This window comes from Pseudomonas sp. (genome assembly GCF_050739935.1).
Lineage (GTDB): Bacteria > Pseudomonadota > Gammaproteobacteria > Pseudomonadales > Pseudomonadaceae > Aquipseudomonas.
The window spans coordinates 1-23,544 of the sequence record NZ_JBOICF010000016.1 but is presented as its reverse complement, the minus strand read 5'-3'; the positions used below and the strand labels follow the sequence as shown (position 1 = coordinate 23,544).

The following is a 23,544-nucleotide window of genomic DNA, read 5'->3' as shown; positions in this document are numbered from 1 at the left end:
GACTGCTACAGGTCTTTCGCCGCCACACTCAGTGTTTTCGATACCTCATCCCTCCTCGCGAACGCCAGTGCCATAACCGCACACATACCCAATCGCCACATGGCACTATCCGCCGGTGAGTAATATTGTTCCGCCGACGGTCTCAGAACAGCATCCATCAGGTCTGCTCGATGAACGACAAGTACAAACCCCATGACTGGGCGCCCCATGAGCGTCCGACGCTGCCAGGGTCGCCCTCGACGCCGCTGCACTCGACGCCCAAGCGTCTGGCGTACGCCATCGTCGGCATTATCGTGGCGTTGACCGGGGGGTTGGGTAACGCGTTGGTGGTCGCCAACCTGCAATACCTGCAAGGTTCACTGGGTGCCACCCAGGCTGAAATCGCCTGGCTGCCCGCCGCCTATGTGATGACCAACGTATCGATGAACCTGCTGCTGGTGAAATTCCGTCAGCAATTCGGCCTGCGCGCCTTCACTGAAGTCTTTCTGGTGCTGTACGCGCTGGTGACCTTCGCGCACTTGTTCGTAAACGATATCGAGTCCGCCGTCGCCGTGCGTGCCGCCCATGGCATGGTCGGGGCAGCGCTCGGCTCGCTCGGGCTGTACTACATGATTCAGGCCTTCCCGCAAAAATGGCGGATGAAGGCGCTGGTATTGGGCCTCGGCACCGCTCAACTGGCCACGCCTCTGGCCCGACTGGTGTCCGAAGACCTGCTGCAGATTGCCGAATGGCGCGGGCTGTACCTGTTCGAGCTGGGCATGTGCCTGCTGGCGCTGGGCTGTGTGCTGATCCTCAAATTGCCGCCAGGCGATCGTTTCAAGGCGTTCGAGAAACTCGACTTCCTGACCTTCGCCTTGCTCGCCTCTGGCTTTGCCGCCTTGTGCGCGGTGTTGTCGCTGGGCAGGATCGAGTGGTGGCTGGAGGCGCCGTGGATCGGTATCGCGCTGGCGTCTTCCATCGCGTTGATCCTTGCCGGGCTGTGTATCGAACACAACCGCACCAGCCCGTTGTTGATCACCCGATGGCTGGGCAGTGGCCGGATGATCCGTTTCGCGCTCGGCGTGCTGCTGACGCGCGTGGTGTTGTCGGAACAGTCCACAGGCGCGGTGGGTTTTCTGCAAGGCATGAATCAGGGCACCGAGCAGCTGCACATGCTGTATTTCTTCATGCTGTTGGGCAGCGTCGCCGGACTAGCTGTCAGTGCCATGACCATCAACCCTCAACATCTTTTCAAGCCGTTGATCATTTCTCTGGCGCTGATGGCGGTGGGCTCGATCATGGACAGCTTTTCGACCAGCCTCACCCGCGGACCGCAGATGTACTTCAGTCAGTTCCTGCTGGCCTTCGGCGGTACCTTCTTCCTGGGTCCGACGCTGGTGCTGGGTGTCAGCGGGGTGATCGGCAACCCGCGCAACCTGGTCAGTTTTTCCGTGATGTTCGGTATCTGCCAGAACATCGGCAGCCTGCTCGGCGCGGCGCTCCTGGGCACCTTCCAGATCTGGCGCGAGAAATTCCACTCCGCGCATATCGTCGAGCATGTCACGTTGCTCAATGCTCAGGTCCAATCGCGTTTGCAAAGCTCCAGCGGGGCATATATTTCCACCATTGCCGACCCGTCGACGCGCACCAACCTGGGTATTCGTGCACTGGCCACGGCGGCGACCCGCGAGGCCAACACTCTGGCGTATAACGACGTGTTCATGGTCATTGCATTGATCGCGATCCTGACGGCGATCTGGATCACCGCGCGTGCCACCTGGCTATGGATCACCACCGAGCCGGTCGCACCTTTCACCCCGACTACAGCGGTCGCATCTTCCGTTCAACCTTCTGGCGCTCAACCCTCATGACAGAACCCGAAAAACCTTCAGGCAATCCGTCTGCACCTCCGGCATCAGGACCCGCCCCGGCACCGGCGGTGATGCCGGCAACCACGCAACCGCGCTCGGCACGCATTCGGCTCGTCTCCGCGATACTGTTTGGCGGCGTGGCGCTCGCGGGTGTGCTGATCGTGCTGTATGCCTGGCAGCTGCCACCGTTCAGCAGCCCTATCGAAAGTACCGAGAATGCGCAGATCCGGGGCCAGACGACGATCATCGGGCCGCAACTGAGCGGCTATGTCTATGAAGTGCCGGTGCAGGATTTTCAGTGGGTCAAGCAGGGCGACCTGCTGGTGCGCATTGATGATCGCATCTATCAGCAGCGTCTGGATCAAGGCCTGGCGCAGTTGGGTATTCAAAAGGCTTCCCTGGACAACAATCTGCAGCAACGCCGCAGTGCCGAAGCGACCATCGTTCAGCGTCAGGCGGCGGTGGCCAATGCCCAGGCCCAAAGCGACAAGGCGGCGGCCGACTTGCGACGTAATCTGGCGTTGGTGACCGATGGCTCGGTTTCGAAGAGCGAACTGGACGTGACTCGCGCCGCCGACGCGCAGGCTCGTGCCGCACTGGCAGAAGCCAAGGCCTCGCTGGAAATTTCCCGGCAGGATCTGCAGACGGTGATCGTTAACCGCGGCTCGCTGGAGGCATCGGTGAAAAACGCGCAAGCCGCGATCGAGCTGGCGCGCATCGATCTGAGCAACACCCGCATCACCGCGCCACGGGACGGGCAGTTGGGCCAGATCGGCACGCGGCTGGGCGCTTACGTGAACGCCGGTGCGCAGCTGATGCCACTGGTGCCACGGCCACGCTGGATCATCGCCAACATGAAGGAAACCCAGATGGCCGACGTGCGGCTGGGGCAACCGGTCAGCTTTACGGTCGATGCCCTGGAGAACCGCAAGATGCGCGGCCGGGTACAGCGTATTTCACCGGCTGCCGGCTCCGAGTTCAGCCTGCTGCCGGCGGATAACGCCACCGGCAACTTCGTCAAGATCGCGCAGCGGATCCCGGTTCGTATCACCGTGGACGACGACCAGGATGACGTCGACCGCCTGCGTCCGGGCATGTCAGTGGTCGTCAGTATCGACACCAGCCAGGACGGTCCCGTGCCCCCGGATCCGGTGGACGGGACGGTGGACTCACCGCGTTGAGCTATCTCATGTAGCACGGCTTGCCGGCAAGCCGTGTTCAAGAAGCGTCATACCATCCGCCGGACCGTGTTGTCCTTGCGTACGAAGTGATGCCAGAGCGCCGCCACCACGTGTAGGCCGATCACGTAATAGAAGATCGTGCCCAGCAACACATGGAAGTGTTCCAGGGTTTCGGCTGTCTGCTTGGCGATCGCGAACGGCGCAGGGATTGCCAGCGATGTCAGGGGAATGGGCAGTGCGCCGCGTTCCAGCAAGACCGTGGACAAACCCAGCAGCGGTTGCGCGAAGAGAAACGCATACAGCGCGTAATGCGACAGCGTGGCGGCCAGGCGTAACACACCTTCAAGCCGAGGGGTGATCGCCGGGGGCGTATGCCGATGACGCTCGGCGATCCGAAAAAAAGCCATGATCAGCACCACGATCCCCACCCAGAAATGCGTCTGCACGACAAAGGTCCGCAGGTCGGTGCCTTTGGCGAACTGGCTGCGGCTGAGAATCAGCGCGTAGGCCAGCACGATCAGGATAGCCATCACCCAGTGAAACCAGCGGGCTTTGTAGCTATATCGTTCAGCGTTCGAGGGTGTACTCACGGTTAGGCTCCTTGGTTCTGATGGTGTCCGCCCATATCGCGTGATCGCGTGGGCTTGACGTTAGAAAACGCGATCATTGCCGCAGGTTTCGGCAAATCTCAAGAACGACATTTCTCTTTATTTACCATTTACGCAAATCCATGCCTCAGCTCTCTGCGACAGGCAATATGTTCCATGGCCTACTGACAAGTTATGGCATTAGTAGGGCTTATCCTAAAAGAGCATTATTTAATGTTTTAAATCGTCCGCTTAATTGTCTGACTATTTAAATAGCGGCCATTGGGCATTAACCATCTGTGTAGTGGTATGTAAGCGTTTTGCAGTGTCCACAATCCTATTCTTCATTTGAGGTTATTCAAACGAAGGACCATGTCGTTAACGAGTAATCGACATTTTTAAATTATAAAAATGTATATTACTTATAACTATTGACTATTAGAAATCCATCAAAACGAGTTTGACAGGGAATGCAATTGGATCCATCTTTACCTCGGACGGTTCAAAGCCTCTGACTATCAATCTGAATAGACTGGCATTTTGCCCAGAATTGCTGGGGCCTCCGATTTTTTCATTCTTGAAACTGCACGAAGGGCCCAACTTATGGACGTCCCCGATTTTGTTCGCCTTTTAAAACACAAAAACACGGACTCTGAAGTGTGGTGGGATTCCTCACCAACCCTCTACGCAGCGTTCAAAGATAATATGCACAGACGATATCCGGATATGTTCAGCCTGATCGACAACATGCTGCCCGAACATCTTTCTCAGTGCCCTTATGGCATCAGTGGCGCAACTACTAATCCGCGCTTGATTACACAAGCAGTATTGAAAACTCCTCAGCTATGGCGTGATTACATCGACGGTCTTCCGGCCAGCTTCTCGGACGAAGACAAGGTGCGGCTGGTCTATGACCGGATGATCGTCGAAGGTGCAAGGCTGCTGCACCCATTGTGGATTTCGTCACAAGGGCGCCATGGCTGGTTGTCGGCGCAAATCGAGGGTGGGGAACGGCTTGGCGAGGACGCACTGGTGGCCCGCGGGCTGAAACTGGCCAGCCTGGCGCCGAACGTCATGATCAAGGTGCCCGGCAGCAAACAGGGCTACCGCGCTATCGAGCAACTGGTGGCGCAGGGCTGTTCGATCAACAACACCTTCTGCTTCACCGTTTCCCAGGTCGCGACCTGCCTGAAGGCCGTCCATGACGGGCAACTTCGCGCCCGGGTCCAGGGCGTTAATACCGAACGCGCCAGGTATGTCATCAGTTTCATGATTGGCCGCCTGGGGGCGCAAAGCGAATTCGAGGCGCAAGCGGCAGAGCGGCGATTGAACCTGACCGGTCCCGACCGGCGCTGGGCGGAAATTGCGGTCTATCAAGCCATGCAAGCACTGCTTCGGCGGCGTCCAACGTCCGTCCAGCTGCTGTTGTGCAGCCTGAAAATCGATACCGATGTGAGGGGCCGCGAGCATTGCTGGCATTTGCAGCGCACCGGCGCCGATACCACGTTGTATACGCTGACGCCGCAGATCATCGAGTTTCTGATACGGCGCCAGCAGGATCTGCAGCCGATAACGCCGGCCACTGGTTGGGTGCAAATGCCTAAACGCGTGCTCAACAGGCTCACGGCAATTCCTTATTTCAATCAGGCCTATTTCGAAGGCGATCTGGCATCGTCGGAGTTTGCTTCGCATCCGGCTTTCGTCACCGCCAGCAATGACGCCCGTGCAGGGCAGGAGCGCCTGCTCGCATTCGTCAAAGGTGAATCTGCCGCACTGGTCCTTGCGCCTTCGCGACCCTCGAGCCAGTGGGCGATGGAGCATGCGTCATGAACCGCATGATTGCCCTTTGGGCTCATCCTCGGTCGCGATCCACGGTGCTGGAGCGCGTGTTCATCGAGCGCGGCGATTTCGAGGTTTTTCACGAACCCTTCGCCTCCATGGCCTTCGACGAACAGTCAGCCATTCCTCATGATGATCTGGACTGTGGTCTGCCGCGCAGCTACGAGGGCGTGAAATCACTGCTACGCACAACTCGTCAGGACCGAAACGTATTCCACAAGGACATGTGTTACCACTGCCTCGACGAACTGAAGGCCGACGCCGAGTTTCTGCTGGAGCAGCAGAACGTATTCATCATCCGTGAACCGGCCCGGACCATTGTTTCGCATTTCGCGATGTTCGAGCAGATGCCGCTTCACGCCATCGGCCACAAGGCGTTGTATGAAGTCTTCTGTCTGGTCACCAAGCTCAGCGGAAAAATACCTTACGTCATCAATGGCGACGACCTGGCGAGGCGTCCGCAAGAAAACGTGCGCAGGCTCTGTGATCACCTGCAGCTGGAGTTTCTGCCACAAGCGCTGAGCTGGGAACCCTCATGCCCCCCGCAATGGAAGGCCTGGCGCAGTTGGCACAAGGAAGCGGAACGCAGCAGCGGGATTGTCGCTTCGGCTGACGATTTCGACGATCGACCGCTCAAAGCCCACCCTCACCTGATGGCGTATTACCAGGCCCATCGGCCGTTCTATGAGCGCATGAACCAGTTCGTGCAGCAGGAGCATTCATGAAAAAAATCGTCATCACCGGTGCTGCCAATGGTATCGGCAAGGCTACGGCCATCGCCTGTGCAGAGGCCGGCTACTACGTTATCGCAGCGGACAAGGACAACCTCGGGCTGCAGGATTTGCAACGAAGCATCCCGGTTTATCAACTGGAGAGTCACCTGGTCGACTTTTCGCAACCCCAGGTTTACCGGTCGTTCATCGGCAAACTTTATGAGCATCACAGTGCGCTGCATGGGCTGATCAATAACGCAGGTCTGTACCACGGCAAAAGCGTCTACGACTACAGCGATGCGGAAATGGAGGAGATATGGGCGGTGAACCTCAAGTCGCTGGTTTATCTGTCCAAAGACTTCGCCCTGCATGAGCAAGGGGCCGCGCATTCACGCTGCATCATCAACATCACTTCGGTGGCCGGAGAGGTCGGCAGCATGGATGCGCTGTACGGCGCGACCAAGGCCGGTGTCATCGGGCTGACGAAAGCCAACGCCTGGAATTTTGCACCACGGGTACGGGTGAACGCGGTCTCGCCAGCGTTGATCCGAAACACCTCGATCCACGACCGCATCCCTGAGCATCGTCGAAAAGAGTACGAGCGTCAGGAAATCATCAAGGACCCGATCGAGCCCGAGGGCGTCGCCGACGTGATCATGTTCCTGCTGTCCGATCAGAGTCGTCACCTGACCGGGAAAGTCATTGCGGTAGATAACGGTGCTTACCCTCGCTAGGGGACGAGGGCAACGACATACCTATGGAGACGTACATCATGCAACGCAAAAAACTGCTAATCATCGGGGGCGGCAATCTATGCCTGCAGATTCTGCAAATCCTGGTGCCACGCAACGAGTTCGACTTTCACGTGGCCAGCCGCAACTTCGAAAAGACCATACGGTTGTGTAATTTGATGCGCCTTGCGGCCCTGCAGCAAGATGTGCAGGCGCGGATCGAGGGCTGGGAGATGGACCTGACCGAAGCGGCGATCGAGCGCAACGCCGAAACTCTGGCGCGCATCAAACCGGACATCATCCTCAACTGCGCCTCGCTGCAATCGTGGCGTGTCATCACCCAACTGCCCAAGGCCACCTTCGATGCGCTCGATCAGGCGCAACTCGGCCCTTGGCTGCCGATGCATCTGGCGCCGGCCTACGCGCTGATGCGCGCGGTCAAACAGTCCTGCCCGAAAAGTCTGGTGGTCAATGCGGCGTTTCCTGATGCGGTCAATGCGGTTCTTTATAAGGTCGGCATGGCTCCTGCGGTGGGTGTGGGAAATATCGCTAATCTGGTCCCGGCGACCCGAAGCGCGATTGCGCGGCTGGCGGGGTGCGAGCCGGTGCAGGTGCGCGTCAAACTGATCGGTCAGCATTTTTTCAGCCATTGCGTGCCACGTCGCGGGCTGCCAGCGGAAGCGAATTTCAATCTGTCGTACTGGATCGACGGGCGCGATTGCACCGGCTACTACAAGTCCAGGGAAATTTTCGCCAGCGTCGCCGACCACTTTCGTCGGCTCGGGGGAATGGATGGGCAATACCTGACCGCCATGTCGGCGGTTTCGGTGATCGAGAACCTGTTCGCCGACACCGAAGTCCATGTGCATGCGCCCGGTCCGGATGGTTTGCCAGGGGGTTATCCGGTGAAGGTCGGGATGGGCCGCGTGCTGCTTGGCCTGCCTTATGGCGTGCGGCGCGACGTTGCCATTCAGCTTAACGAGGCCGGGCAGCGCCAGGACGGTATTCAGGCAATCCAGGCTGACGGCAGCGTGACCTTCGGGCCAGAGCAAATGCACGTCATGGAAAAGATGCTGGGTTTTTTCATGCCCGAAATGAAGGTTCAGGACGCGGCCGGATTTGCCTTCGAACTGAGCCGCAAATATCAGGCGTTCGCCGATCGCATTCGTCATCAGGGAGTCAGCCATGTTGCCCAGCAGCCCATCCTCGCCCGTCAGTTTGGTTGAGCCCGCCGATCGGGATTACGCCCGACAGTACAACGCCGATTTCGTCAGCCGTTGGGACGAACTGATCGACTGGGACAAACGTGCCGCCGGCGAAGAGCATTTCTTTACCGAGCTGTTGCTGCAGGGCGGCGCTTGCCGGATTTTCGATGCATCCACAGGCAGCGGTTTTCATGCCGCACAACTATGCAAGGCCGGCTTCGAGGTTGCTGCCTGTGACGGAAGCCCGACCATGGTCGAGCGAGCCCGGGCGAATTTTGATCGACTCGGTTTGACGGTGCCGCTCTACCAGAGCGACTGGGCCGATCTGCACCAGCTGCAGAAAGAACAGAAGCTGGAGCCGTTCGATGCCGTGCTGTGCCTGGGCAGTTCGTTGTGTCATATCTTCGATCAAGGCAAGCGCATCGAGGCATTGCGGCGCTTTCGGCATCTGCTCCGGCCCGGCGGCATGCTGCTGATCGATCAACGCAATTTTCAGGCAATTCTCGCCGGCCGCTTTTCCTCGTCAGGCCAGTATTACTACTGCGGCAAAACGGCGAAGGTAACGATAGGGGCGCTGGATGACTCGCTCTGCGAATTCGTCTACACCTTCGCCGACGGCGCCCGTTACCAGCTGCGCGTGTTCCCCATCCTCCCGGCTCGGCTGCGCAGCGAGCTGATGGCGGCGGGTTTTGCGGTCTCACAAAGCTACGGCGACTTCAAGCGCGTCTACGACCCGATGCGCGCCGATTTCATTATTCATCAGGCCATCGCCTGACTGACGCATGGAGGACGTTTCATGGACATCCAGCGGCAAGGCCTGACGTCGTCGAACAATCTCTTTGCCTTCAAATTCGCCCATCACCCTGTGGCCCAGGAAACGCAACCACATGTGGTATGGCTCACAGGGCTGTCTGCGGCAGGCAAATCCACGATTGTCGACAGCCTGAATCCGGTATTGCAGGCCCGCGGACTTAATACCTGCGTTCTCGACGGCGATTCAGTGCGCAGCGGCTTGTGCCGCGACCTTGGATTTTCCGCGCAAGACCGGGATGAAAACGTGCGGCGGGTTGCGGAGGTTGCAGCGTTGATGGCGGACGCGGGGCTGACGGTCATGGTGGCGATGATTTCGCCATCCGGCGCCGCTCGTCACCGAGCCCGCTCGATTATCGGCACTGAGCGATTCGTCGAAGTGTTCGTCGATGCGCCGTTGGTGGTGGCCGAAGCCCGGGACCCCAAGGGGCTTTATCGGCGCGCAAGACGCGGGGACATCCAGGGCTTTACCGGCATCGATGCGGCGTATGAACCCCCGGTCTGGCCGGAACTGCACATCCGCAGTGATCAGGTGAGTGTTGCCGATGCCGTGAGCATGATCGACGACTGGTTGCGTCATTCGAGACGCCTGTAATGCTGGAAGGCGGGGGCACTGTTGCATCGTGCTCGCTGCGGGTGACACAAAAACAGGCGAATCAGCCCATCTCTGCCATTATTGATTGAATCAATCAATGCTGGGGGACCGGCGATGTCCATCGGTCAGCTGAAAGTCAACGCCATCCGACTCATCGGCGGTATGAGCGTGCTGGACTATCTGAATACGTGCGACGGTCGTCGCCCCGGGACCTCGTTAGAGAAGGTTATCGACAACCTGTCGAACCTCGAAGACGTCGTCCACTGGTTTCTGCATGCCGGATTGATCGAGCCTGAGGAACATGACCGCCTTGTGCAATTGGTATACGACTCCTCCTGGCATGCGCTGACCGCGTTCAAGCAATTGATTGCGTTTCGTGAGTCGCTTTATCAGCTGTTTTTGTCCGTTGCACTGGGTCTTCCCGTCGAGCAGGAGAAAATGGCCGAGCTCAATCATATGCTTGCAGTCACCGCAGCTCAGCGGCTGTTGGTGTCGACGCCGCGTGGCGTCATTTGGCGCTGGCGTCCCTGCGATACGCTTGAGGACATGACGAGCGGGTTTATCGGGCGTATGGCTGTGGAGGCCGCGACGCTGTTGACCTCGTCTGACGTGACTCGCCTCAAGGTTTGCGCTACGCCCGATTGTGATTGGTTGTTCCTGGACACTTCAAAAAATGGCCGACGGCGTTGGTGTCAGATGAATGTGTGCGGTGCGAGGGAAAAAGCGAAAAGGGCGGTGGGACAGGTTTGAGTTGGTTCTTGTCACAGCTCTTCGCTACACCCCGATCTGCTGTGGGCCGGCTTACTGGCGACTGCGGCGGGTCAGGCAACTCATCTGTGACTGACCCACCACGTTCGCCAGCAAGCCGGCTCCTACAGTTTTGCGGCGAACCGAGATTTGGTGCATACACACAATCCCTCCAGCGGACCGGCTTGCCGGCAGCTTCCGGCTTTTCACCCCAAAACCGACCCGCCCCGTAAAAACCAGGGAACCTGCCTCTCTCTCAAGCTTCATATCTCTTGTTCAGAGCTGTCACGGCATCGGCCGCGACAGCGAGCACAGAGAGCACTTGCATGAGCGATATCCGTATCGGCATATCGGGCTGGCGCTATGTGCCATGGCGCGGTGATTTCTACCCGGAAGGCCTGGCCCAGAAAAACGAACTCAAATTCGCCTCCAGAGCGGTGAACAGCATTGAAATCAATGGCTCGTTCTATTCTCTGCAGTCGCCGGATCTTTACGCCCGCTGGTATGCCGACACGCCCAAGGGCTTTGTGTTCAGCGTCAAGGCGCCGCGCTACATCACCCACGTCAGGCGACTGAACGAGATCGAGGAGCCAATCGCCAACTTTTTCGCCTCGGGGATTTTTCAGCTTCGCGACAAGCTCGGCCCGATTCTCTGGCAGTTTCCGCCGAGCTTCAAATTCGATCCCGAGAAGTTCGAGGCTTTTCTCAAACTCTTGCCTCACGATGGCAAATCGGCCAAGGCCTGCGCCAAAGGCTGTGCGGCGCGGATGGAAAAACCGGGTTATCTCGACATTCCCACTAAGGCGCGTCTGCGTCACGCCGTGGAGATCCGCCATGAAAGCTTCGCCGTTCCCGAGTTCATCACGCTGCTGCGCAAGTACAAGGTGGCGTTGGTGGTCGCTGACACGGCAGGTAAATGGCCGTATCTGGAAGACCTGACCTGCGACTTCGTCTATATGCGGTTGCACGGCGACAAAGAGCTGTACGCCAGCGGCTACACCCCGGCGGCGATCAAGCGTTGGGGCGACCGGATCGACCTCTGGCGTCAGGGCGCACAACCCAAGGATGCGCACCTGACCGGCGCCAAGTCCCCGCGGGCGCGCAAATCGCGGGATGTTTACTGCTATTTCGATAATGACATCAAGGTGCGAGCCCCCTATGACGCACGCAAATTGCTGACGCGCTTCGAGCTGACCGAGCAGTTGGAAGTCGCCCCGGGTGATCTGCAAGGAGTGAAGTTTTGACCAGTGCCCTGATCCCCGATGACATTGCCAGCCGCCGACAGTCAGCGTCGACCGACGTCAACCTGAACGTGCTGACCATGAACATGCACATGGGCTTCGGTTTCCTCAATCGGCGTTTCATCCTGCCCGAGCTGCGCGATGCGGTGCGTAGCGTCTCGGCGGACGTAGTGTTTTTGCAGGAAGTCCATGGCGAACAGCAAAACCATGCGCAAAACGTCAAGAACTGGCCGACCACCTCGCAGTACGAATTTCTCGCCGACAGCATGTGGAAAGACTTCGCCTATGGCCGCAACGCGGTTTATCCCCACGGCCACCACGGCAATGCGCTGCTGTCGAAGTACCCGATCATCCGTCATGAAAATCTCGATATTTCCATCCTCGGCACCGAAGAGCGCGGCCTCCTGCATTGCGTGCTGGACGTGCCTCGCTTCGGCGAGGTCCATGCAATTTGCGTACATCTGGGGCTCAAGGAAGTGCACCGTCAGCAGCAGCTCTCGTTACTGGCCGACCTCGTATCGAGTCTGCCAGCGGAGGCGCCGGTGATCATTGCCGGCGATTTCAATGACTGGCGGCAAAGGGCCGATGCCGCGTTGACGCCGACGGGCCTGCGCGAAGTGTTCGTCGAGTCCTTCGGCGCGCCGGCAAAAAGCTTTCCGGCGCGTTTCCCGCTACTGCGTCTGGACCGCATTTACGTACGCAACGCCAGGATCCGCGCGCCCAAGGTGCTGTCGAATCGGCCCTGGTCGCACCTTTCCGATCATGCGCCGCTGGCGGTGGAGGTCACCTTATGAAGGCGTTCAGCGATCGATGCGGCGTCTGGCAGGACGGCAACTCGGTGGAGTTGCTGATCAATGGCGAAGACTTCTTCAGCAAGGTTTTCGAAAGCATTCGTGCAGCCCGGCAGGAAGTGCTGATCGAGACATTCATCATCTTCGAGGACCGGGTTGGCGAGGGGCTACAACAAGCGGTGATCGAAGCTGCGAGTCGTGGCGTACGGGTGGTGATCACAGTGGACGATTACGGCACCAGCGACCTGAGCACGGAGTTCGTCCAGGCGATGATCGCAGCGGGCGTGCAGATTCAACTGTTCGATCCGCGTCCGAAGCTGATGGGCATGCGCACCAATCTGTTTCGTCGGCTGCATCGAAAAATCGTGGTCATCGATGCCGAACTGGCGTTCATGGGCGGCATCAATTACAGCGTCGATCACATGGCCGATACCGGCATCACCGCCAAGCAGGATTATGCGGTAATGGTGCGCGGCCCCATCCTCGCGGATATCTACCGCTCGACGTTGAGCATGTTGGGGCCCGCCCTGCATGAGTCCTTCACCCCGCTCAACGTGGTAAATCGTCAGGCCGGTAGCGCGCGCATGCTGCTGGCCGAGCGGGACAACAGCCGCCACACCACCGACATCGAGGAGCAATACCTGCTGGCCATGCGCAGTGCCACTCAGCGCATCACCATCGCCAACGCTTACTTTTTTCCCAGTTATCGCTTTCTGCGCGAACTGCGCACTGCCGCCCGACGCGGGGTGAAGGTCACGCTGATCCTGCAAGGCAAGCCGGACATGCCCTTCGTGCGCATTTGTTCGCGCCTGACGTACACCTGGCTGCTACGCGAAGGCGTGGTGATTCACGAGTACAAACAGCGGGCGCTGCATGGCAAGGTCGCGCTGGTCGATCAGGAGTGGTCCACCGTCGGTTCCAGCAACCTCGATCCGTTGAGCCTGGCGTTGAACCTGGAAGCCAATCTGTTCATTCGCGATCGCGCCCTCAATCAGCAACTTCACGAGCATTTGCAGGAGCTGGCCGCCGCCCACAGCAAACAGGCCAATCTCAAGGGCCTGGCGAAAGGGCAGTGGTGGCGGGCGCCCATGATCTTTTTCAGCTTTCACTTCCTGCGGCATTTTCCGGCGATTGCCGGACTGTTCCCGGTACATGGGCCACGCCTGAAACCGCTGCGCGCGCCGGATGCGATTCCCGAAGCCGAAGTGCTCAAGCACGAGTTGTCGCCAGACCAGGAGAAGTCGCTATGAGCGGGGTATCGCAAGCATCCACGGGTCAGGACAAGTCTTCGGCCTCGGGCAAACACAAGGTTTGGCTAACCTGGGCCAAGCGCGGGTTCACGCTGTTCTTCTTCATCGCTGTGCCGGTGCTGCTGTTCACATTGATGAAGAACCTTGACTGGAAAGAGGTAACCCACGCGCTGGAGTCTTACAAGGCCAGCACCCTGGCGCTGGGCTTCGTGGTAGCGGTCGGCAGCTATTTGACCTATTGCGGGTTTGACGTGCTGGCGCGGCGTTACACCGAGCACAAGCTGTCCGTGATGCAGATCGTGCCGGTCACCTTCGTCTGCTATGCCTTCAACCTCAATTTGAGTTCGTGGGTCGGTGGTATCGCATTGCGCTATCGGCTTTATTCGCGACTGGGCCTGGATGTGCCGACCATCACCCGAATTCTGAGTCTGAGCCTTATCACCAATTGGCTGGGCTACATGTTGCTGGCCGGATTCGTCTTCGCGGGCAGGTTCATCGATCTGCCTGATGGCTGGAAAATCGGTGACACCACCTTGCAGCTGATCGGCTTCGTGTTGCTGGCAGTGTGCTTTGGCTATTTTCTGGCTTGCCGGTTTTCCCGCAAGCGCACCTGGACCATTCGCAAACAGCAACTGGTGCTGCCGTCGCTCAATCAGGCGTTGCGTCAGGCGTTGCTCGGCGCGTTGAACTGGGGGCTGATGGCACTGCTGATCTACGTGCTGCTGCCGGAAAAGGCTTTTTATCCAGCGGTATTGGGGATTCTTCTGATCAGCAGCATCGCCGGTGTGATCGCGCACATCCCGGCGGGGCTAGGTGTGCTGGAGACGGTGTTCATCACCCTGATGCAGCACCAGTTCAGCAAGGGCCAACTGCTGGCGGCGCTGATCGGTTATCGAGTGATTTACTTTCTGATACCGCTGGTGCTGGCGGTAGTGGTGTACCTGGTGCTGGAGAAGCGGGCGAAGGCCATGCGCAGCAAGAATGAAGCGCGGATGGCCGATTGACCTCGGATGGACATGCTAGACGCAAAACCCTTATAGGAGCAGGATTGCTGGCGAACACGGGGTGTCAGACAGTGCATCTGTGACTGACCCACCGCGTTCGCCAGCCAGCCGGCTCCTACAGTGGACCGAGTTGGTCGAAACCCAGCGGCACGTCATTCAATCCCGCCCCGCAAACATCCTCACCGCATCCACAGCGTCGTTGGTGCCATTGCTGATCTGCACGATCGCCGAGCCCGCCTGATCCGCCAGGTCGACGCCCTTGGCCGCGTTGCTGCGGGTGTTGTCCATGCTGACGATCGCCTGGCGGGTTTCGTTCTGGATCAACTGGATCATCTCGGAGATTTCCTGGGTCGAACGGCTGGTGCGTCCGGCCAGTTGCCGCACTTCGTCGGCCACCACGGCAAAGCCCCGCCCCTGATCCCCGGCACGCGCGGCCTCGATGGCGGCATTGAGGGCCAGCAGGTTGGTCTGGTCGGCGATGCTGCGGATGGTGTTGACGATGGCGGTGATCTGTTCGGAGCGCTCGCCCAACTGACCGATGATTCGTGATGAGTCTTCGATGTTGCGTGAGATCTGGCGCATTTCACCCGCAGCTTGCTGGATCACCTCAGAGCCGTGCTCGGCGACTTTCTGGGTCTGCACCGAGATGTGATAGGCCTGCGCTGCGCTGTGGGAGTCCTGTTCGTGTTTTTCGATGCGCTCGGTCACGTCCGAAGCGAACTTCACGATCTTGCTCAACTTGCCGAAGGCGTCGTAGACCGGGTTGTAGGTGGCCTCCAGCCAGAGGGTCTGTCCCTGTTTACTCACGCGCTTGAACTGGCCACTGAAAAACTCGCCCTTGTTCAGCCGCCGCCAGAAGTCCTGGTATTCGCTACTGCTGATCAGTTCAGAGGGGCACAGCAGGTTGTGATTCTTGCCCAGCAGCTCCTGACGGCTGTAGCCGAGCAGGCGCAGGAGGTTATCGTTGGCGGCAATGATCCGCCCCTGGAGATCAAACTCGATCATCGCCATGGCGCGATCGATGGCCTGCAGCTTGTTGCGGGTCTCGCTTTCGGCGCGAAGCTTTTCGGTGACGTCCATCGCGTATTTGACGATTTTCACCACCTTGCCGCTGGCATCGCGGATCGGGTTATAGCTGGCCTCCAGCCACACCGTGCTGCCGTCGCCCGCCACCCGCTGGAAGGTCGCGGAAACGAATTCGCCACTGCGCAGACGCGACCATAGCTGCGAATACTCGTTGCTGCGGGCGTACTCGGGGAGGCAGAACATGCGGTGTTCTTTGCCGATCACCTGTTCGGGGCGATAGCGCATGGTCTTGTAGAAGTTGTCGTTGCCGCTGAGGACGATGCCATTGAGGTCGAACTCGATGCTCGCCATGGAGCGGCTGATGGCTTCCAGCAGACTGGCCTGGTGAGCGACGGTCAGCTGCAGGTCCTGGATGATTTTGTTTTTGGACGAGTCGAAAAACATGAGGGCGGCTCAGGCTGGTGAAAGGACGAGAGGTCCCATTCCATGGCCTCAAGAGTGTGTATCGATACTTAGCTGCGATTCCTCTGCAGTGCGGTGATGATCACAAACGTGATATCAAAAAGCTACAAAAAAGTTGTACATTTCGTCTGGTTTGTACAGGATTTTGGTTGGACGAATTTAGCCCTGGGATCTTTTGCAGCCAACATTCTCCCGCAGTGAAGTGTGTGAATCACTCATTCCTGTTACCCGCACGATGTCCAGCAGCATGACTTGCCGGCGGTGGCATCCTTGGGATCGCTACCGCCGGCGAGCCGGACGGCTACCGGGGTCACAAAATCCCGGCACGCCGCAATAACTTGTGGGAGCCGGCTGGCTGGCGAATGCGGTCGGTCGGACAACGCATTTGTGACGGACACACCGCGTTCGCCAGCAAGCCGACTTCTACAGTAGATCGAGGTGTAGCGAACAACGTGGTCAACCCCGACAACGCGAAGCGCGTTAGCTGCAGCCCGAACGCTTTGCTTTCATACGGGGTACTTCAGATGACACAAATCGCGACTTGGCTTTAGGCAGAACCATGATGCATGGCTCTAATCCTCAAACCCCACCTGCTCCGACATCTCATCCACCTTCAGCTCCAACCTATACGCCACGGCGATGAACAGCGCCTGACACAAACACAACGTCGCACTCAGCGAACGGAACGCAAACGAGCTGCCTTCGTTCACCAGCAGCACCGAGTTGGCGCGTTTGGCCAGTGGCGACAGGTTGCTGTCGGTGATGATCAATGTCTTGGCCTGATGATGCTGGGCGATGCGCAGGCAATGCTGGGTTTCCTTGCCATACGGAGTGAAGCTGATGGCGATCACCAGATCATTGGCGCGCACACTGCGCATCTGCTCGCGATAACTACCGCCCAGACCCGAGATCAGGTGAATGCGCTTGTTGGTGTGCTGCAGGTTGTAGACCAGATAGTCGGCCACGGCGAACGAGCGACGCACCCCGACCACGTAGATGTTGTCGGCATTGACCACCAGATCCACGGCTTTTTCGAAGGCTTCGTCGTCCAGTTCCAGCGCCAGGCGTTCCAGTCCCGAGAGGGTGGCATTCACGCATTCGCGCGCCAGGTCGCCGCCGCTGGCTTTCTGCGACTTGTTGGCGATCATGCTGCGGATGCGCTGCTGGTAGTTCTGCACCGGCGTGGCTTTGTGGGTGTAGGCCTCGCGAAACAGCGCCTGCATTTCGCTAAAGCCGCTGAAGCCGAAACGCTGGGAGAAGCGCACGATGGCCGACGGATGCACTTCGCATTCGCGGGCGATGTCGCTGATGCGATCGACCATGATCCGGTCGCTCTGCTGGCTCATGTAACTGGCAATGCGTTTGAGCTGGCGCGGCAGGCTTTCGTATTCAGCGGTGATCAGCTTGAGCAGGGCGTCGGCGGTGTTTGGCGCCGTGATTTGCGACGCGGCACTGTCATCGGTACCTGGCAGGGCTGGCTGATCGGTGCTGGACATGCGGATGAATCCTCTGAATCGTTCAATGAAACGCGAATGGCCGGTTTGGCAGGCTTGCTGTGGGAGCGAATTTATTCGCGAGGGGCCTGCTCAGGCGCTAATTATCTGTAGGACGGGGAATCGCATCGCGAATAAATTCGCTCCCACAGTGTGAGTGCATACCCACCCGACGGCGGAGTTTACCGTGGCGTGTGCCTTGGTCGCTTCTGTTTAGCACGATCTGCCGTCCTTTGCGCAAAGTGGAAAAAATATTCCACATGAAAAAAATTTAGAAAAAATCATTGCTCCTTGCTTCGCGCCGTTCTAGTCTGCATCCACAAACAGGCGTCGGGCACTCGTGCTTGAGCCAAGGCTTAATAAGAATAAAAGGAGCCAGTATGGGCCAGACTCGTTTTGCCAGTGGGCGTCGGTTGGACGTGGTGTGCCTCGGGCGCCTGGGCATCGACCTTTACGCACAGCAGATCGGCGCGCGTCTCGAAGACGTCAGCAGTTTTGCCAAATACCTGGGCGGCTCCTCCGCCAACATCGCCTTTGGCACCGCTCGGCTGGGCGTCAAGTCGGCAATGTTGACTCGCGTTGGCGACGACCACATGGGGCGCTTTCTGATTGAATCCCTGGCCCGCGAAGGCTGCGATGTCAGCGGCATCAAAGTCGATGCCGAACGTCTGACCGGCATGGTCCTGCTGGGCATCAAGGACCGCGAAACCTTCCCGCTGGTGTTCTACCGGGAAAACTGCGCCGACATGGCCCTGCACGCCGAAGACATCGACGAAGCGCAGATCGCATCCAGCAAAGCCCTACTGATCACCGGCACGCATTTCTCCACCGATCAGGTGTTCAAGGCCAGCAGCCAGGCGCTGGACTATGCCGAAAAACACAACGTCAAACGCGTGCTCGACATCGATTATCGGCCGGTGCTCTGGGGCCTGACCGGCAAGGCCGATGGCGAAACCCGCTTCGTCGCCGATCAGAACGTCAGCCAGCACGTGCAACGCATCCTGCCGCGTTTCGACCTGATCGTCGGCACCGAAGAAGAATTCCTGATCGCCGGCGGATCGACCGATCTGCTTACCGCCCTGCGCAAGGTGCGCGAACTGAGCGCGGCGACGCTGGTGGTCAAGCTCGGCCCGCAAGGCTGCACGGTGATTCATGGCGCTATTCCCTCACGACTCGAAGACAGCGCGATCTACCCCGGCGTGCGGGTGGAAGTGCTCAATGTGCTGGGCGCGGGCGATGCATTCATGTCGGGCTTCCTCAAAGGATGGCTGAACGACGAAAGCGACGAGCGCTGCTGCCAGCTGGCCAATGCCTGCGGTGGCTTGGTGGTCTCGCGCCACGCCTGCGCCCCGGCCATGCCGACGCTGGTCGAACTGGAGTACCTGTTCAACAGCCCGGTGCCGATCACCCGGCCAGATCAGGATCAAGTGCTGCAGCGCCTGCATCAGGTCAGCGTGCCGCGCAAGCAGTGGAGGCAACTGTTCATCTTCGCCTTCGACCATCGCGGGCAGTTGGTGGAACTGGCGCAGAAAGCCGGTCGTGACCTGGCCTGCATCGGCCAGCTCAAGCGACTGTTCATCCAGGCGGTGGAGCGGGTTGAGGCTGACCTGAAAAAACGCGGGATCGAAGCCGATGTCGGTCTGCTGGCCGATCAGCGTTTTGGTCAGGATTCGCTGAACGCTGCCACCGGTCGCGGTTGGTGGGTGGCACGGCCGGTTGAGGTGCAGGGATCGCGGCCATTGGCGTTCGAGCACGGACGCTCCATCGGCAGCAATCTGCTGACCTGGCCCAAAGAACAGATCGTCAAATGCCTGGTGCAATACCACCCGGACGATGAACCGATGCTGCGTCTGGAACAGGAAGCGCAATTGTTGGGGCTGTATCAGGCCTCTCAGGCCAGCGGCCACGAATTGCTGCTGGAAATCATCCCGCCGAAGGAGCATCCCTCCAATCATCCCGACGTGATCTACCGTGCATTGAAGCGCCTGTACAACCTCGGCATTTATCCGGCGTGGTGGAAGATCGAAACGCAATCGCCCGAGGTCTGGGAAAAGCTCGACGTGCTGATTCAGGAACGTGATCCGTACTGCCGTGGCGTGGTTCTCCTGGGGCTCAACGCGCCCGCTGAAACCCTCGCCGCCGGTTTCCGCGAAGCCAGTAGAAGCACTACCTGCCGAGGCTTTGCCGTGGGCCGCACGATTTTTCATGAACCCAGCCGCGCCTGGCTGGAAGGCGAGATCGACGATGCCGGGCTGATCAGTCGGGTGCAGAGCACGTTCGGTTTCCTGATCGAATCCTGGCGCGAGGCGAGAGCCTGATTCCGCTGGCCGTGTAAAGACTTTCAAAGCGACAAAAAACAATAAAGGTGCAGCCATGCCCGCTTCCGCAATCCGAATTGGCATCAACCCGATTTCCTGGAGTAACGACGATTTGCCCGCCCTCGGAGGCGAAACCCCATTGAGCACCGCGCTCAGCGAAGGCAAGGAAATCGGCTACGAAGGTTTCGAACTCAACGGCAAATTCCCCAAGGACGCCAAAGGCGTCGCCGATGTTTTGAGGCCCTACGATCTGGCGCTGGTGTCCGGCTGGTATTCCAGTCGTCTGGCCAACCGTTCGGTGGCCGAGGAAATCGAGGCCATCGCCGCTCATGTCGAACTGCTCAAGCACAATGGCGCCAAGGTGCTGGTGTATGGCGAGGTGGCGGATTCGATTCAAGGGCAGCGCATTCGTCTGGTCGAGCGCCCGCGTTTTCACAGCGACGCGGCCTGGCAGGAGTACGCTGACAAGCTGACGGAGCTGGCGCGGTTCACCCTGTCCCAAGGTGTGCGCCTGGCGTATCACCACCACATGGGCGCCTACGTCGAATCCCCCGAAGACATCGACAAGCTTATGGCCCTGACCGGCAGCGAGGTCGGGCTGCTGTTCGATTCCGGGCATTGCTACATGGGCGGCGGCGAGCCGCTGCAGGTGCTGCGCAAACACATCGACCGGGTCTGCCACGTGCATTTCAAGGACGTGCGCAAAGCGGTGGTGCAACTGGCGCGCAACAACCTGTGGAGCTTCCCGGACTGCATCGTCAACGGCACTTTCACTGTGCCTGGCGATGGCGACATCGATTTCGCCGCGCTGCTGGAGGTATTGCTGCAAGCGCGCTATGAAGGTTGGCTGGTGGTTGAGGCGGAACAGGATCCGGCCGTAGCGCCAAGCTACTTTTACGCCAAGAAGGGCTACGACACGCTGCGCAACCTGTTGGCTACCGCGCAAGAACTGAACACTGGTCTACAAAAGCCTGCACAAAGGAGCCTGTGAACATGAATCTTCTGGTCAAGAGTAAAGCCGAAGGCCGTGACGTCGTGGCCCTGGGCGAAGGGGTGCTGGAGTACGTCGGTTTTTCGGCCCATCGATTGACAGTGGGCGAGCGTCTGCCGGTCAACTCCGGCGACAAGGAACTGTGCCTGGTGCTGCTCAGCGGTCGGGTCAGCGTCAGCGGCGAAGCGCCGGGGCAGGGCAGCTTCAGCTGGGAAAACATCGGCGACCGGCAGTCGGTCTTCGAAGACAAATCACCTTTTGCGGTTTACCTGCCGCCCAATAGCCAGGCTCAGGTCACAGCCCTGAGCGCGGTGCAGATTGCCGTCTGCGCAGCCCCCGGCGATGCCTCCAAAGACCTACCGGCGCGGCTGATCAAACCCGACGCCATGAAGCGCAGCGTGCGCGGCAAGGCGGCCAATACCCGTTATGTCTGCGACATTCTGCCGGATTCCGAACCTGCGCATTCGCTATTGGTGGTGGAAGTGCGCACGCCTTCGGGACACTCCTCCAGCTACCCGCCGCACAAGCATGACAAGGACGATCTGCCCCACGAGAGCTTTCTCGAAGAGACCTATTACCATCAGATCAACCCACCCCAAGGCTTCGTGTTTCAGCGGGTCTACACCGACGATCGCAGCATCGATCAGGCCATGGCCGTGGAAAACAACGATCTGGTGACCGTGCCCAAGGGCTACCACCCGGTCAGCGTGCCCTATGGCTATGAATCCTATTATCTGAACGTGATGGCCGGCCCGAAACGCGCCTGGCAATTTCACAACGATCCGCAACATCAGTGGTTGCTGGATCTTTAACCTGTTGATGACCCTGTAGCAGTCCAGCTCGCCGCGCTGGTGTTCGCCCCAACGCCGCCTGACCTTGTAGGAGCGGGCTTGCTGGCGAACTTGGTATATCAGTCAAATCAATAGTGCCTGACTCAGCCGGTTCGCCAGCAAGCCGACTCCTACAGGTCCGAGACAACATACGAGCATCACGGCTTGCCGGCGTTCGATCTCCCGTCCGCCACCGCTGGCAAGCCGTGCTGGTACAGACCCAAACGAATTCGCAAGGAGACATGGAATGAGCAACGCCCCGATTATCGGTCACTACATCAACGGCCAGGTGCAGGACGCCAGCGAGCGTTTCAGCGATGTGTTCAACCCGGCCACCGGCACTGTGCAAGCCCGCGTCGCGCTCGCCGAACAGAAGACCGTAGACGAGGCGGTCGCCGCGGCGCAGGCTGCGTTCCCGGCGTGGGCCGATCAGTCATCGCTGCGGCGCGCGAGGGTGATGTTCAAGTTCAAGGAACTGCTCGATCAGCACCACGATGAACTGGCGCAAATCATCTGCCGCGAACACGGCAAAGTATTTTCCGATGCCAAGGGCGAGGTGGTGCGCGGCATCGAGATCGTCGAATTCGCCTGTGGCGCGCCGAGCCTGTTGAAAAGTGATTTCAGCGACAACATCGGCGGCGGCATCGACAACTGGAATCTGCGTCAGCCGCTGGGCGTGTGCGCGGGCGTGACGCCGTTCAACTTCCCGGTGATGGTGCCGCTGTGGATGATCCCCATCGCGCTGGTGACCGGCAACTGCTTCATCCTCAAGCCGTCCGAGCGCGACCCTTCCGCCAGCCTGCTGATGGCGCGCCTGTTGCAACAGGCCGGTCTTCCTGACGGCGTGTTCAACGTGGTGCAGGGCGACAAGGTAGCGGTAGATGCCCTGTTGCAGCACGAGGGCATCGAAGCGATTTCCTTCGTCGGCTCGACGCCGATCGCCGAGTACATTCACCAGCAGGGCACTGCCCATGGCAAACGTGTGCAGGCGCTGGGCGGGGCGAAGAACCACATGATCGTGATGCCAGATGCCGATCTGGATCAGGCCGCTGATGCCTTGATCGGTGCCGCCTATGGCTCGGCCGGCGAGCGCTGCATGGCGATTTCCGTGGCCGTGGTGGTGGGTGATGTTGGCCAGAAACTGATCGACAAACTGCTGCCGCGCATCGATTCGCTCAAGATCGGCAACGGCATGAATGCCGATTCGGACATGGGGCCTCTGGTCACGGCGGTGCACAAATCGAAGGTCGAGGGCTATATCAATCAGGGCGTGAAAGAGGGCGCGAGGCTGATCGTCGACGGTCGCAACTTCAAGGTGCCGGGAGCCGAGAATGGCTTCTTCGTCGGCGCCACGCTGTTCGATGATGTCACCCCTGACATGGCTATTTATAAAGAAGAGATTTTCGGGCCAGTGCTGGGCATCGTCCATGTACCGGATTTTGCCGCCGCCGTGGAGCTGATCAACGCTCATGAGTTCGGCAACGGCGTGTCGTGCTTCACCAGCGATGGCGGCATTGCCCGTGCGTTTGCGCGCAACATCAAGGTCGGCATGGTGGGTATCAATGTGCCGATTCCGGTGCCGATGGCCTGGCATTCGTTCGGCGGCTGGAAGCGCTCGCTGTTCGGCGATCACCATGCCTACGGCGAAGAAGGCCTGCGCTTTTACAGCCGCTACAAGAGCGTCATGCAACGCTGGCCGGACAGCATCGCCAAAGGTGCGGAATTCAGTATGCCGACGGCGAAATGATCGAGATTTGAGATCTGAAACAACCGCGATTCCAATCTGAAATGCGACCTCTGTAGGAGCCGACTTGCTGGCGAACCGGGCACGTCAGTCATCTCATTTGTGTCTGACCCACCGCGTTCGCCAGCAAGCCGGC

Annotated in this window: 19 protein-coding genes and 2 pseudogenes; 17 read left to right on the top strand and 4 right to left on the bottom strand. The window is 59.2% G+C overall.

Annotation, left to right across the window (positions count from 1 at the left end):
- Positions 1-170: 170 nt before the first annotated feature.
- Entirely contained in the window at positions 171-1,850 is a 1,680-nt protein-coding gene (locus ACRER8_RS02225; protein WP_431744730.1) for an MFS transporter, read from the top strand.
- The gene (locus tag ACRER8_RS02220; protein ID WP_431744729.1) at positions 1,847-3,031 is read left to right on the top strand and encodes an HlyD family secretion protein; all 1,185 of its coding nucleotides are present in this window, start codon (positions 1,847-1,849) and stop codon (positions 3,029-3,031) included. Before ACRER8_RS02225 ends, ACRER8_RS02220 begins: the two co-directional genes overlap by 4 nt.
- 47 nt (positions 3,032-3,078) lie before the next feature.
- Here ACRER8_RS02220 and ACRER8_RS02215 read toward each other — a convergent pair whose 3' ends face one another.
- A complete protein-coding gene (locus ACRER8_RS02215; protein WP_431744728.1) occupies positions 3,079-3,621 on the bottom strand; it encodes a cytochrome b in 543 nt (180 codons plus the stop codon).
- A 600-nt stretch (positions 3,622-4,221) separates the two neighbouring features.
- On the opposite strand from ACRER8_RS02215, the gene ACRER8_RS02210 reads away from it, so the two are divergent.
- From ACRER8_RS02210 to ACRER8_RS02160, 11 genes are all read left to right on the top strand, one after another.
- Positions 4,222-5,448, top strand: a complete 1,227-nt coding sequence (locus ACRER8_RS02210; RefSeq protein WP_431744727.1) for a transaldolase family protein — start codon at positions 4,222-4,224, stop codon at positions 5,446-5,448.
- On the top strand, positions 5,445-6,182 hold the full coding sequence (locus ACRER8_RS02205) for a sulfotransferase family protein (protein ID WP_431744726.1): 738 nt from the start codon (positions 5,445-5,447) through the stop codon (positions 6,180-6,182). Before ACRER8_RS02210 ends, ACRER8_RS02205 begins: the two co-directional genes overlap by 4 nt.
- Positions 6,179-6,904, top strand: coding sequence for an SDR family NAD(P)-dependent oxidoreductase (locus tag ACRER8_RS02200; protein ID WP_431744725.1), 726 nt, complete (start codon positions 6,179-6,181; stop codon positions 6,902-6,904). Before ACRER8_RS02205 ends, ACRER8_RS02200 begins: the two co-directional genes overlap by 4 nt.
- A 38-nt stretch (positions 6,905-6,942) precedes the next feature.
- Positions 6,943-8,127, top strand: a complete 1,185-nt coding sequence (locus ACRER8_RS02195; protein WP_431744724.1) for a hypothetical protein — start codon at positions 6,943-6,945, stop codon at positions 8,125-8,127.
- On the top strand, positions 8,087-8,881 hold the full coding sequence (locus ACRER8_RS02190; RefSeq protein WP_431744723.1) for a class I SAM-dependent methyltransferase: 795 nt from the start codon (positions 8,087-8,089) through the stop codon (positions 8,879-8,881). The genes ACRER8_RS02195 and ACRER8_RS02190 overlap by 41 nt, the downstream gene beginning before the upstream one ends.
- Positions 8,882-8,902: 21 nt before the next feature.
- Positions 8,903-9,511, top strand: a complete 609-nt coding sequence (gene cysC, locus ACRER8_RS02185) for an adenylyl-sulfate kinase (protein WP_431744722.1) — start codon at positions 8,903-8,905, stop codon at positions 9,509-9,511.
- Positions 9,512-9,625: 114 nt separating this feature from the next.
- Entirely contained in the window at positions 9,626-10,261 is a 636-nt protein-coding gene (locus tag ACRER8_RS02180; protein ID WP_431744721.1) for a CGNR zinc finger domain-containing protein, read from the top strand.
- Positions 10,262-10,584: 323 nt separating this feature from the next.
- Positions 10,585-11,502: a DUF72 domain-containing protein gene (locus tag ACRER8_RS02175; protein ID WP_431744720.1), complete on the top strand. Its 918-nt coding sequence runs from the start codon at positions 10,585-10,587 to the stop codon at positions 11,500-11,502.
- Positions 11,499-12,293, top strand: a complete 795-nt coding sequence (locus tag ACRER8_RS02170) for an endonuclease/exonuclease/phosphatase family protein (RefSeq protein WP_431744719.1) — start codon at positions 11,499-11,501, stop codon at positions 12,291-12,293. The genes ACRER8_RS02175 and ACRER8_RS02170 overlap by 4 nt, the downstream gene beginning before the upstream one ends.
- Positions 12,290-13,540, top strand: a complete 1,251-nt coding sequence (gene clsB / locus ACRER8_RS02165) for a cardiolipin synthase ClsB (RefSeq protein ID WP_431744718.1) — start codon at positions 12,290-12,292, stop codon at positions 13,538-13,540. The genes ACRER8_RS02170 and clsB overlap by 4 nt, the downstream gene beginning before the upstream one ends.
- Positions 13,537-14,544: a lysylphosphatidylglycerol synthase domain-containing protein gene (locus ACRER8_RS02160; protein WP_431744717.1), complete on the top strand. Its 1,008-nt coding sequence runs from the start codon at positions 13,537-13,539 to the stop codon at positions 14,542-14,544. The genes clsB and ACRER8_RS02160 overlap by 4 nt, the downstream gene beginning before the upstream one ends.
- Before the next feature lie 156 nt (positions 14,545-14,700).
- On the opposite strand, the pseudogene ACRER8_RS02155 reads toward ACRER8_RS02160, so the two are convergent.
- From ACRER8_RS02155 to ACRER8_RS02145, 3 genes and pseudogenes are all read right to left on the bottom strand, one after another.
- Positions 14,701-15,132 (bottom strand): annotated as a pseudogene (locus tag ACRER8_RS02155) (methyl-accepting chemotaxis protein); the annotation flags it as partial.
- 105 nt (positions 15,133-15,237) lie between these two features.
- Positions 15,238-15,921, bottom strand: a pseudogene (locus ACRER8_RS02150) (PAS domain-containing protein); the annotation flags it as partial.
- Positions 15,922-16,604: 683 nt separating this feature from the next.
- Positions 16,605-17,528, bottom strand: coding sequence for a MurR/RpiR family transcriptional regulator (locus tag ACRER8_RS02145; protein ID WP_431744716.1), 924 nt, complete (start codon positions 17,526-17,528; stop codon positions 16,605-16,607).
- A 377-nt stretch (positions 17,529-17,905) separates the two neighbouring features.
- Between ACRER8_RS02145 and ACRER8_RS02140 the strand changes: the two genes are divergently transcribed.
- The 4 genes from ACRER8_RS02140 to ACRER8_RS02125 all read left to right on the top strand — a co-directional run bounded on the left by ACRER8_RS02140 (position 17,906) and on the right by ACRER8_RS02125 (position 23,411).
- On the top strand, positions 17,906-19,843 hold the full coding sequence (locus ACRER8_RS02140) for a bifunctional 5-dehydro-2-deoxygluconokinase/5-dehydro-2-deoxyphosphogluconate aldolase (protein ID WP_431744715.1): 1,938 nt from the start codon (positions 17,906-17,908) through the stop codon (positions 19,841-19,843).
- A gap of 55 nt (positions 19,844-19,898) precedes the next feature.
- Positions 19,899-20,834: a myo-inosose-2 dehydratase gene (gene iolE / locus ACRER8_RS02135; protein ID WP_431744714.1), complete on the top strand. Its 936-nt coding sequence runs from the start codon at positions 19,899-19,901 to the stop codon at positions 20,832-20,834.
- 2 nt (positions 20,835-20,836) lie between these two features.
- Positions 20,837-21,646, top strand: a complete 810-nt coding sequence (gene iolB, locus ACRER8_RS02130; protein ID WP_431744713.1) for a 5-deoxy-glucuronate isomerase — start codon at positions 20,837-20,839, stop codon at positions 21,644-21,646.
- 265 nt (positions 21,647-21,911) lie between these two features.
- Positions 21,912-23,411: a CoA-acylating methylmalonate-semialdehyde dehydrogenase gene (locus ACRER8_RS02125; RefSeq protein ID WP_431744712.1), complete on the top strand. Its 1,500-nt coding sequence runs from the start codon at positions 21,912-21,914 to the stop codon at positions 23,409-23,411.
- The last annotated feature ends 133 nt before the right edge of the window (positions 23,412-23,544 follow it).

What these genes read in the sequence shown, in the direction of transcription:
- cysC (WP_431744722.1), top strand. Translation starts at nt 8,903, where the DNA reads ATGGACATCCAGCGGCAAGGCCTGACGTCGTCGAACAATCTCTTTGCC.
- ACRER8_RS02205 (WP_431744726.1), top strand. Translation starts at nt 5,445, where the DNA reads ATGAACCGCATGATTGCCCTTTGGGCTCATCCTCGGTCGCGATCCACG.
- ACRER8_RS02225 (WP_431744730.1), top strand. Translation starts at nt 171, where the DNA reads ATGAACGACAAGTACAAACCCCATGACTGGGCGCCCCATGAGCGTCCG.
- ACRER8_RS02125 (WP_431744712.1), top strand. Translation starts at nt 21,912, where the DNA reads ATGAGCAACGCCCCGATTATCGGTCACTACATCAACGGCCAGGTGCAG.
- ACRER8_RS02180 (WP_431744721.1), top strand. Translation starts at nt 9,626, where the DNA reads ATGTCCATCGGTCAGCTGAAAGTCAACGCCATCCGACTCATCGGCGGT.
- ACRER8_RS02145 (WP_431744716.1), bottom strand. Translation starts at nt 17,528, where the DNA reads ATGTCCAGCACCGATCAGCCAGCCCTGCCAGGTACCGATGACAGTGCC.
- ACRER8_RS02200 (WP_431744725.1), top strand. Translation starts at nt 6,179, where the DNA reads ATGAAAAAAATCGTCATCACCGGTGCTGCCAATGGTATCGGCAAGGCT.
- ACRER8_RS02190 (WP_431744723.1), top strand. Translation starts at nt 8,087, where the DNA reads ATGTTGCCCAGCAGCCCATCCTCGCCCGTCAGTTTGGTTGAGCCCGCC.
- ACRER8_RS02195 (WP_431744724.1), top strand. Translation starts at nt 6,943, where the DNA reads ATGCAACGCAAAAAACTGCTAATCATCGGGGGCGGCAATCTATGCCTG.
- ACRER8_RS02220 (WP_431744729.1), top strand. Translation starts at nt 1,847, where the DNA reads ATGACAGAACCCGAAAAACCTTCAGGCAATCCGTCTGCACCTCCGGCA.
- ACRER8_RS02160 (WP_431744717.1), top strand. Translation starts at nt 13,537, where the DNA reads ATGAGCGGGGTATCGCAAGCATCCACGGGTCAGGACAAGTCTTCGGCC.
- iolE (WP_431744714.1), top strand. Translation starts at nt 19,899, where the DNA reads ATGCCCGCTTCCGCAATCCGAATTGGCATCAACCCGATTTCCTGGAGT.
- ACRER8_RS02210 (WP_431744727.1), top strand. Translation starts at nt 4,222, where the DNA reads ATGGACGTCCCCGATTTTGTTCGCCTTTTAAAACACAAAAACACGGAC.
- ACRER8_RS02175 (WP_431744720.1), top strand. Translation starts at nt 10,585, where the DNA reads ATGAGCGATATCCGTATCGGCATATCGGGCTGGCGCTATGTGCCATGG.
- clsB (WP_431744718.1), top strand. Translation starts at nt 12,290, where the DNA reads ATGAAGGCGTTCAGCGATCGATGCGGCGTCTGGCAGGACGGCAACTCG.
- iolB (WP_431744713.1), top strand. Translation starts at nt 20,837, where the DNA reads ATGAATCTTCTGGTCAAGAGTAAAGCCGAAGGCCGTGACGTCGTGGCC.
- ACRER8_RS02140 (WP_431744715.1), top strand. Translation starts at nt 17,906, where the DNA reads ATGGGCCAGACTCGTTTTGCCAGTGGGCGTCGGTTGGACGTGGTGTGC.